This window comes from Stenotrophomonas sp. HMWF003 (genome assembly GCF_003061285.1).
Lineage (GTDB): Bacteria > Pseudomonadota > Gammaproteobacteria > Xanthomonadales > Xanthomonadaceae > Stenotrophomonas > Stenotrophomonas maltophilia_AP.
On the sequence record NZ_QAIW01000131.1, the window covers coordinates 2167 to 10593 of the forward strand.

Consider the following 8427-nt stretch of genomic DNA (forward strand, 5'->3'; position numbering starts at 1 on the left):
GCCGCGGCTGCCGGCCTGCTCGGCATAGGTGAACAGCACGTCCGGCGTGCGGTGCGCCGAGACCACTTTCACTTCATAGGGAACGCCGAGCGCATCGAGCTTCTGGGCGGCGTGCTGCATGGTTTCCCAGTCGGAGCGGGAACCCATGACGATGCCGACGAGCGGCGCGGATTGGTTGGGGGTCATTGGCCGTCACCTGCCTTAAAGACGTATTCTAGCCATCTTCCACGCAAGACGAAGAATCCATGGATCGCAAGCTGCTCGACCTGCTGTGCTCGCCCGACACCCGCCAGCCCCTGTCCCTGCTGGACGCCAAGGGCCTGGAGGCACTCAACCGCGCGATCGGCGCCGGCACCGTGCTCAAGGCCGACGGCAGCACCCAGGCGCTGGCCCTGCGCGAAGCGCTGCTGACCCGCGACCGCAAGCAGGTGTTCCGCGTCGACGACGGCATTCCGGTGCTGCTGGCCGAAGAGGCCATCGCCACCGCGCAGATCGCCGACTTCCCGGAAAAATGAGCCGGGCCGAGCTTGCGGCACCCGATGCCGCCGCGGTAGACGCCGACGTGGCACGGGCGCTGGCCGAGGATATCGGCAGTGGCGATGTCACCGCGGCACTGCTGCCCGACCGCCCCGACAGCGCCTACCTGCTGTGCAAGCAGGACGCGGTGATCGCCGGCCGGCCGTGGTTCGACGCCACCCATCGCGCCCTGGACCCGCAGGTCCGGATCGACTGGCGGGTGGCCGAGGGCGACCACGTTGCCGCCGGTACGGTGCTGGCCATCCTGCACGGGCGCAACCGCAGCCTGGTGAGCGCCGAGCGCACCTCGCTGAATTTCCTGCAGACCCTGTCAGGAACGGCCACCACGACGGCGCGACATGTAGCCGCCGTGGCGGGTACCGGCGCACGCATCCTGGACACCCGCAAGACCCTGCCCGGGCTGCGCGTGGCGCAGAAGTACGCGGTGCGCTGTGGCGGCGGCGACAACCATCGCCTGGGCCTGTTCGACACGGTGATGCTCAAGGAAAACCACATCCGCGCCGCGGGCTCGCTCACCGCGGCGGTGCAGGCCGCGCGGGCGCAGTGGCCGCAGCTGCCGCTGGTGGTCGAGGTCGAGGACCTGGACCAGCTGCGCGAAGCGCTGGCAGTGGGCTGCGAGCGCATCCTGATCGACGATTTCGACGCTGACCTGCGCCGCGAGGCCGTGCGCATCGCGGGCGGGCGGATTCCGCTGGAAGTCTCCGGCAGCGTGGGCCTGGACGGGCTGCGCGCGATCGCCGAGGACGGCGTGGACTGCATCTCGATCGGCGGTCTGACCAAGCACGTGCAGGCGATCGACCTGTCGTTGAAGCTGGGCCCGCCGCCGGGTTGAGGCACGCGTGTCGACCAAGGGTCGGCACCTGCCCGGCGGGTAGCGCACGACCGTTGGTCGTGCGGCATTGGCGCGCGGCGTTCACGGGATCGGCAGACCGGGTCTGCGAGGCTTGCCCTGCCCCCACCCGGAGAGCGCGCATGCGCCCCTTGCTTCTGCTTGCATGCCTGTCACCCCTGGCGACGCTGCTGCCGACCACCGCGTCGGCGGCCGAGGTCTGTGACATCCCGCCCCGGTTCGGGCTGAGTCCACTGGCGGTCAACATCGTGCAGACCGCCTGCAACGAGCATCGGCTCTGGTACCGCCCGTTCATCGACCGCGACGGCCGCGTGGCCAGCATCAGCGCAACCGAAGCCGAGGACGTGCACCTGGCCGACAACGGCATGGTCGCCTGGCAACGCGTGGTGGGGTACTGGCGCCAGAGCGGCACGCTGTCGCCGATGGGCGACCAGCCTGGTGCGTCCAGCTGCATGGCGCCGCCGGGCACGCGCTATACCGACACCGACTGCCGGGCCTTCCTGATCGACAACCCCTGGTCGGCCGCCTTCATCTCCTGGGTGATGACCCGCGCCAGCGTGCCCGGCTTCACCCGCTCGCCCCGGCATATCGACTACATCCGCGCGGCGTACCAGAACAGCGGCCCGTACCGGATGACCGATCCGGCGCAGGAAAAACCCGCGCCGGGCGACCTGCTGTGCTACCTGCGCGATCGCCGGGAAGCGCTCAGCTACAGCGGCCTGGTGCAGTCGCTGGGCAGTGGCGCGGTGACGCATTGGAAGTCACATTGCGAGGTGGTGATCGCAGCCAACATGGGCGGCGACCGCACCCTGTACCTGATCGGCGGCAACGTGATGAACACCGTGGCGATGCGCAAGCTGTCGCTGGACCGCAGCGGTCGTATCGAACTGCCCCCGGTCAAGGCCACCGCCAGCGATGGCATGGAACGGGGGTGCACGCCGGGCCGCGAAGAGGAATGCAACTTCAACCGGCAGGACTGGGCCGCGCTGCTGAAACTGGTGGCGACCTCGCCTGCAGCGCTCCCCCCCTCGCCCACGACGCCGCCACCGCCTGCGGACGGCATGCCGCCCGGCCCCGCACAGCCGTTGACGCCGCCACGCCCGTTGCCGGTGTCGCCCGCTGCGCCGGGGTCGGTACCGGCACCAGCACGCCCGCCGTCGTCACCGGCTACGCCGGCCCAGCCTCCGGTGCCGTTGCCCGGGGCTGCCCCGCGCAGTGGGGGATGACGGGCGCCTCAATGGCTTGATCCGGGCGAGGTTCGCCGCCATCTTGGAGATTCCAGCCGCTCCGAACGTACCGAGTCACCAATGCCCAGTTTGATCCTGTTGATGATTGCCGGTGCGTTCGCGTACGCGTTCTGGAACTCCGCACGCGCCGCCGCCGAGCGGGCCGGCGAGCTCGGCCGCAACGCCTGCCGGGCCGCCGATGTGCAATGGCTGGACCAGAGCGTGCATTCCATCGGGCTGCGCGTCTGCCGCAAGCCCAACGGCTGGCTGGGCTGGGAGCGCACGTTCAAGTTCGAGTATTCGCACGATGGCGTGGACCGCCACAGCGGCCGCATGGTGCTGCGCGGGGATGAGCTGGTGTCCTTCGTCGGCCCCTCGGCAGCCCGCATCAGCGAGATCCGGCGCAGCGTGGATACCAGCGGCGCCGAGGACGTCTGACCCCGGCGGTAGAGCCGACCGTTGGTCGGATGTCGTTGGGACGGTTGCCATGGATTTCCGCGAAGAGCAGCCGACCAACGGTCCGCTCTACGTGGAATGGCCGCCTTGCGGCGGCCATGCGTGTTTTATTTCACCACGCGCAGATGCGGGCGGCCGCTGGGCTTGGGCGGCACATCATCAGGCGGGGTCGGGCTGTCATCCGGCGGCAGTTCATCGTCCGGGCCCGGTTCGTGGCCGGGAATGTCATCCGGCAGGGCCATGCCCTGCCCGGTCTCGCGCGCGTACACGGCCAGCACGGCCGAAATCGGCACGTGCACCGGGTAGCTGGTGCCCGAAAAACGCGCCGAGAAGCTCACGCCGTCGTTGTCGATGTGCAGCTGTACCACGGCGCGTTCGGCGATGTTCAACACCACCCGGCCGTCCTTGACCGCGCTCTGCGGCACCTGCACGCCCGGCATCCCGGCGTCGACCAGGATATGCGGCGTCAGGTCGTTGTCATTGATCCATTCCACCAGGGCCCGCAACAGGTACGGACGGTGGCTGGTCATGCGGAAAGTGTCTTCAGTCATGGGGTAGAGCCGAGCCTTGCTCGGCTGCGGGGATCCGATTGCGTAGTGACAAGTGTACGCGCCCGCCTACCCGCAGGTCAGCCTCCGCGCGTGCCCGCCCTGCGTTTTCATTCAGTGCACCGGTCGCCTGAGCGTGCCGGTGCGCGCCGTCAGCCCGGCAGATCGCGCAGCTTCTTTTCCTGGTCGGTCAGGCTGCGGATGAAACCGGGATGGCGGAAAATGCGGTTGCCGTAGTCTTCGATCGACTTGCCGTCCTTGGGCAACGGCACGTCCAGCGACTGCAGGCGCCAGATGATCGGCGCCATGGCGCAGTCGGCCAGGCTCATCTCCGGATTGAGGAAGAACTTGCTGGCCTTGAACAGCGGCACCGCGCTGGTCAGCAGCTCCTTCAGCCGCTTGCGACCGGCTTCGGCCTGGGTCTTGTTGCCCAGCTGGATGGCCTGCACCTGCGGCACCCAGTCGTGTTCGATGCGCAGCATCGCCAGGCGGATGCGGGCGCGCGACAGCGGATCGACCGGCATCAGCGGCGGGTGTGGGTAGCGCTCGTCCAGGTACTCGCTGACCACCGATGCCGCGTACAGCACCAGTTCGCGCTCCACCAGGGTGGGCACGGAGTGGTACGGGTTGAGGTCGATCAGGTCCTCGGGCGGATTCTGCGGGTCGACCGGGACGAAGTCGTAGCTCACGCCCTTGGCAGCCAGTACCAGGCGCACGCGATGGCACAGCACATCGTCGTTCGAGGAAAACAGCGTCAAGGTGTTTCGCATGCGTACGCTCGCCGCCATCAAAGGCTCTCCAACGTCCGGTAACCGCCGGTCGTATCGGCGCCGCCAGCCCACTGCCAGCGGTCGTCACAGTACCCGAGTGTGCAACTGCCCATCACAAAAGCCAATAGGCCGATCGACCCCTGCCGGGGCCGATCCACGCTCGGTGGCGCCTGGAGGCTCAGTGCACGTCCTTCCAGTATTCCTTCTTGAGCAGGTAGGCAAGGAACGTCAGCAGGGCCAGGAACAGGATCACCCAGACGCCCAGCTTCTGGCGCTTGAGTGCCGCCGGCTCACCGGCGTATTCCAGAAAGTTGGTGATGTCGCGCACCGTCTGGTCGTACTGCTGTGCATCCACGTTGCCCGGCTGCGCGATCTTCAGGCCGATCACCGGCGGGTCGGCGCCCGGGCTTTCCGCCTTGCCGTGCACCGCGTGCTGCAGGCCCTGCATTTCCCACAACGGGTTGGGCATGGACGCGTTCGGGAAGAGGCTGTTGTTCCAGCCCAAGGGCCGCGACGGATCCACGTAGAACGACTTGAGGTAGGTGTACACCCAGTCGCTGCCACGCACCCGGGCAATCAGGCTCAGGTCCGGCGGCATCTTGCCGAACCATTTTTCGGCCTGCGCCTTGGGCATGCTGACCGGGATCGGCTCGCCGATCGGGGTGCCGGTGAAGTTGAGGTTGTTCATCACCTCGTCCTCGCTCAACCCGAGATCGGCGGCCATCCGCGAATAGCGCAGGTACTTCAGCGCATGGCAGCCCGAGCAATAGTTCATGTACAGCTGCGCGCCACGCTGCAGCGACGCGCGGTCGCTGAGGTCGTTGCCGGCCTGCAGGGTCTTGCCGCCCTCGGCGGCACCGGCGATGGCGCTGCTCAACATCAGGGCGGCCGCGCAGGCCAGCCGGACAATCCAGTGGTCAGTCATGCGTGGTCACCCGATCCGGTACCGGTTTGGTCCTGTCCAGCCTGGTCCATAGCGGCATGGTGATGAAGAAGGCGAAGTACAGGAAGGTCAGCACGCGGCCCACGTAGGTTTCGTGGGCGTCGGTGCCAGGACCCGAGCCGATCACGCCCAGCCACACGAAGCACACCGCGAACACGCCCAGCAGCACCCGCGACAACCAGCCGCGGTAGCGGTAGGACTTGACCCGCGCGCGGTCCAGCCACGGCACCAGGAACAGGATCGCGATGGCCGAGAACATCACCAGCACGCCGCCCAGCTTGTTGGGCACCACCCGCAACATCGCGTAGTACGGGGTGTAGTACCAGACCGGCTTGATGTGCTCCGGCGTGACCAGGCGGTTGGCCTCGGTGAAGTTGTCGTGTTCCAGGAACAGGCCCCCGAAGGCCGGCGCGAAGAAGATGATGAAGGCGGCGATGATCAACAGGAAGCCGGCACCGACGCCATCCTTGAGCGTGTAATACGGATGGAACGGAATGCCATCGGTAGGCGCGGTGGCCGACCAGCGGTTGCCCTTGGGGCCCTTCTTGATTTCCACGCCGTCGGGATTGTTGGAACCCACCTCGTGCAGCGCGCCCAGATGCAGCACCACCAGCAGCAACAGCACCAGCGGCAGGGCGATCACGTGCAGGGCGAAGAAGCGGTTGAGGGTGGCGTCGCTGGGCAGGTAGTCGCCCATGATCCACTCGGTCAGGCCGGTCCCGATCACCGGGATCGCGCCGAACAGCGAGATGATCACCTTGGCGCCCCAGAACGACATCTGGCCCCAGGGCAGCACGTAGCCCATGAAGGCTTCGGCCATCAGCACCAGGTAGATCAGCATGCCCAGGATCCACACCAGTTCGCGCGGCTTCTGGTAACTGCCGTACAGCAGCCCGCGGAACATGTGCAGGTAGACCACGATGAAGAACAGCGAGGCCCCGGTGGAGTGCATGTAGCGGATCAGCCAGCCCCACTCCACGTCACGCATGATGTATTCGATGGAGGCGAACGCTTCGGCGGCGTTCGTTTTGTAATGCATCGTGAGGAAGATGCCGGTCACGATCTGGTTGACCAGGATCAACAGCGCCAACGAGCCGAAGTAGTACCAGATGTTGAAGTTCTTCGGCGCGTAGTACTCGCTCACATGCTTGCGGTACACCGGCATCAGGCCCGGTGCGCGGGCATTGACCCAGTCGGCGACGCCGGTGGCGGTGCGGGTAAGGATGTTGGCCATGATCAAGCCGCCCCCTGCGGGTCAACGCCGATGATGATGGTGTTGTCGTCCTGGTAATGGTGCGGCGGCACCAGCAGGTTGATCGGTGCCGGAACATCCTTGAACACACGACCGGACATGTCGAAGCGCGACTTGTGGCATGGGCAGAAGTAACCGCCCTTCCACTGCGGGTCGTAGGGCTCGGGACGGATCTCGGCGACCATTTCAGGCGAGCAGCCCAGGTGGGTACACAGCCCGACCAGCACCGAGACATCGGACTTGATCGAGCGGAACTCCGGGTTCTGCTTGAGCACGTACTCGGGCTGCTGGTCCTTCTCGCCGGATTCGGGATCCTTCAGGCGATCATCCAGGCCATGCAGGGCCTCCAGGATGGCCTTGGAACGCTTGACGATCCAGATCGGCTGTCCACGCCACTCCATGACCAGTCGCTGGCCTTCCTGCAGGGCGCTGATATCGGCAATCACAGGGGCACCGGCCAACTTGGCGCGGGCACTGGGATTCCAGGACTTGATGAACGGTACCGCTGCAAATCCGACGCCGACTGCTCCGACCACCGCGGTGGTTGCTGAAAGAAATCGTCGACGTCCGGTGTTGACTGGATCGTTTACCCCATCGTTGGCCATCCGGCACTCCGATATTGATTTAGGTAGCTTGAGGCTGCCAGTGGACCGGTGGGGGCCAGTCCACATTGAATCTGCCGCGAGTGTAGCTGAACCGAAGTCGGCCACACAACGCGGTACTACGGAACGACATTACTGCAGGACATTACGCCATGAAGGCCCGCCAGCGCCATGGGCGCGGTGCTTCATTGGGTGGTGGCCTGCGCACCGCGGTAGCGATCGGCCAACTGCGCCACCCGCTTCACGTAGTACTGGGTTTCACTGTAAGGCGGGACCCCACCATGGCGATCCACCGCGCCCTCGCCGGCGTTGTACCCGGCTGCAGCCAGGGTGAGGTTGCCATTGAAGCGCTTGAGCAGCCACGACAGGTACTGCACGCCGCCGCGGATGTTCTGCGCTGCGTCATAGGAATCGGTGACGCCGAAACGCCGCGCGGTGGGCGGCATCAACTGCATCAGGCCCTGGGCGCCGGCACGGCTGAGTGCGGTCGGGTTGTAGGCCGATTCGGCATGGATGATCGCCCGCACCACCGCCTCTTCGACCCCGAACTCGCGCGCAGCAGCGGCGATCTCGGTCTGGAAGGCCGTGGTGTTGAGCCGCACCGAGCCGAAGTTGACCCCCGGGTTGGCGCCGCAGGCGTAGCAGCGTTCGATGAAGCTGTAGTGGATGGTGCGCACCTGGCCAAGGCTGGCCAGCTGGGTGGGACGGGCGCTGGTGTAGTGGCGCACCCCGTCTTTCATGTAGGAATAGACCTGGCCGTTGACCACGCGACCGGCCTTGTTGGGCCGCGCGGCGGGCGCCGCCGGGGCGCTCAGCACGGTGGCCGGCTGGGCCGGGGCGCTGGCCGTCACTGCGGTGCCGGTGCTGGCGCGATCGGCGGCGGCCGGACTGGGGGCAGGTGTCGCAACGACCGCCGCGGCGGCCGGGGCCGGCGCCGGCGGCACATACCGGCGGGCGGCGCCCCGGTCGGGCCGGTAACTGCTGACCACGCTGCAGGACGCGCCCGAGACCCGCTTGCTGACGTAGCTGGGGATGTTGTCGGCCCCGACGCATTTGTACAGGGTGCCCGCACTGGCCGGCAAAGCGGTCAGCGCAGCCAAGGCCAGCGCAGCGATCCCCAAGATCCCCTTCATGGCGGCGAGTGTCCCAAGTTAACGGAGCGTTGCCAAGTCTTTGACGCACCACTGACGGACCGTCGCTCCCAACCCCGACGGCCGTCACATCGGCGCCCGTCCCGGGCGCC

Annotated in this window: 11 protein-coding genes; 4 read left to right on the forward strand and 7 right to left on the reverse strand. The window is 67.0% G+C overall.

The features are described from left to right. Positions 1-186, reverse strand: a 186-nt coding sequence (locus DBR34_RS22150; protein ID WP_258223673.1) for an AIR carboxylase family protein, incomplete at its 3' end; no start/stop codon positions are given. 59 nt (positions 187-245) lie between these two features. On the opposite strand from DBR34_RS22150, the gene DBR34_RS05025 reads away from it, so the two are divergent. From DBR34_RS05025 to DBR34_RS05040, 4 genes are all read left to right on the forward strand, one after another. Beyond that, on the forward strand, positions 246-515 hold the full coding sequence (locus DBR34_RS05025; protein ID WP_128095951.1) for a Trm112 family protein: 270 nt from the start codon (positions 246-248) through the stop codon (positions 513-515). Continuing rightward, entirely contained in the window at positions 512-1369 is an 858-nt protein-coding gene (gene nadC / locus DBR34_RS05030; protein WP_128095952.1) for a carboxylating nicotinate-nucleotide diphosphorylase, read from the forward strand. The genes DBR34_RS05025 and nadC overlap by 4 nt, the downstream gene beginning before the upstream one ends. A 140-nt stretch (positions 1370-1509) precedes the next feature. Next, on the forward strand, positions 1510-2613 hold the full coding sequence (locus DBR34_RS05035; RefSeq protein WP_128095953.1) for a DUF2272 domain-containing protein: 1104 nt from the start codon (positions 1510-1512) through the stop codon (positions 2611-2613). Positions 2614-2694: 81 nt separating this feature from the next. Beyond that, the gene (locus DBR34_RS05040) at positions 2695-3051 is read left to right on the forward strand and encodes a DUF3301 domain-containing protein (protein ID WP_128095954.1); all 357 of its coding nucleotides are present in this window, start codon (positions 2695-2697) and stop codon (positions 3049-3051) included. 125 nt (positions 3052-3176) lie between these two features. Here the strand turns inward: DBR34_RS05040 and DBR34_RS05045 are convergent, their stop codons facing one another. The 6 genes from DBR34_RS05045 to DBR34_RS05070 all read right to left on the reverse strand — a co-directional run bounded on the left by DBR34_RS05045 (position 3177) and on the right by DBR34_RS05070 (position 8317). After that, complete coding sequence (locus DBR34_RS05045; protein ID WP_128095955.1) at positions 3177-3620, reverse strand: ClpXP protease specificity-enhancing factor; 444 nt, start codon at positions 3618-3620, stop codon at positions 3177-3179. Positions 3621-3769: 149 nt separating this feature from the next. Continuing rightward, complete coding sequence (locus DBR34_RS05050; protein ID WP_038689276.1) at positions 3770-4405, reverse strand: glutathione S-transferase N-terminal domain-containing protein; 636 nt, start codon at positions 4403-4405, stop codon at positions 3770-3772. A 160-nt stretch (positions 4406-4565) separates the two neighbouring features. Further along, positions 4566-5312 carry a cytochrome c1 gene (locus DBR34_RS05055; protein ID WP_128095956.1) on the reverse strand — a complete coding sequence of 249 codons (747 nt, stop codon included), beginning with the start codon at positions 5310-5312 and terminating at the stop codon, positions 4566-4568. After that, positions 5305-6564, reverse strand: a complete 1260-nt coding sequence (locus DBR34_RS05060) for a cytochrome bc complex cytochrome b subunit (protein WP_128095957.1) — start codon at positions 6562-6564, stop codon at positions 5305-5307. The genes DBR34_RS05055 and DBR34_RS05060 overlap by 8 nt, the downstream gene beginning before the upstream one ends. 2 nt (positions 6565-6566) lie before the next feature. Then, positions 6567-7187: a ubiquinol-cytochrome c reductase iron-sulfur subunit gene (petA, locus tag DBR34_RS05065; protein ID WP_038689281.1), complete on the reverse strand. Its 621-nt coding sequence runs from the start codon at positions 7185-7187 to the stop codon at positions 6567-6569. 182 nt (positions 7188-7369) lie between these two features. Further along, a complete protein-coding gene (locus DBR34_RS05070) occupies positions 7370-8317 on the reverse strand; it encodes a lytic transglycosylase domain-containing protein (RefSeq protein WP_128095958.1) in 948 nt (315 codons plus the stop codon). Positions 8318-8427 lie beyond the last annotated feature (110 nt).

Excerpts from the sequence above, each read along its gene's own strand:
- petA (WP_038689281.1), bottom strand. The coding sequence starts at position 7,187 with ATGGCCAACGATGGGGTAAACGATCCAGTCAACACCGGACGTCGACGA.
- DBR34_RS05055 (WP_128095956.1), bottom strand. The coding sequence starts at position 5,312 with ATGACTGACCACTGGATTGTCCGGCTGGCCTGCGCGGCCGCCCTGATG.
- DBR34_RS05045 (WP_128095955.1), bottom strand. The coding sequence starts at position 3,620 with ATGACTGAAGACACTTTCCGCATGACCAGCCACCGTCCGTACCTGTTG.
- DBR34_RS05025 (WP_128095951.1), top strand. The coding sequence starts at position 246 with ATGGATCGCAAGCTGCTCGACCTGCTGTGCTCGCCCGACACCCGCCAG.
- DBR34_RS05060 (WP_128095957.1), bottom strand. The coding sequence starts at position 6,564 with ATGGCCAACATCCTTACCCGCACCGCCACCGGCGTCGCCGACTGGGTC.
- nadC (WP_128095952.1), top strand. The coding sequence starts at position 512 with ATGAGCCGGGCCGAGCTTGCGGCACCCGATGCCGCCGCGGTAGACGCC.
- DBR34_RS05040 (WP_128095954.1), top strand. The coding sequence starts at position 2,695 with ATGCCCAGTTTGATCCTGTTGATGATTGCCGGTGCGTTCGCGTACGCG.
- DBR34_RS05050 (WP_038689276.1), bottom strand. The coding sequence starts at position 4,405 with ATGGCGGCGAGCGTACGCATGCGAAACACCTTGACGCTGTTTTCCTCG.
- DBR34_RS05070 (WP_128095958.1), bottom strand. The coding sequence starts at position 8,317 with ATGAAGGGGATCTTGGGGATCGCTGCGCTGGCCTTGGCTGCGCTGACC.
- DBR34_RS05035 (WP_128095953.1), top strand. The coding sequence starts at position 1,510 with ATGCGCCCCTTGCTTCTGCTTGCATGCCTGTCACCCCTGGCGACGCTG.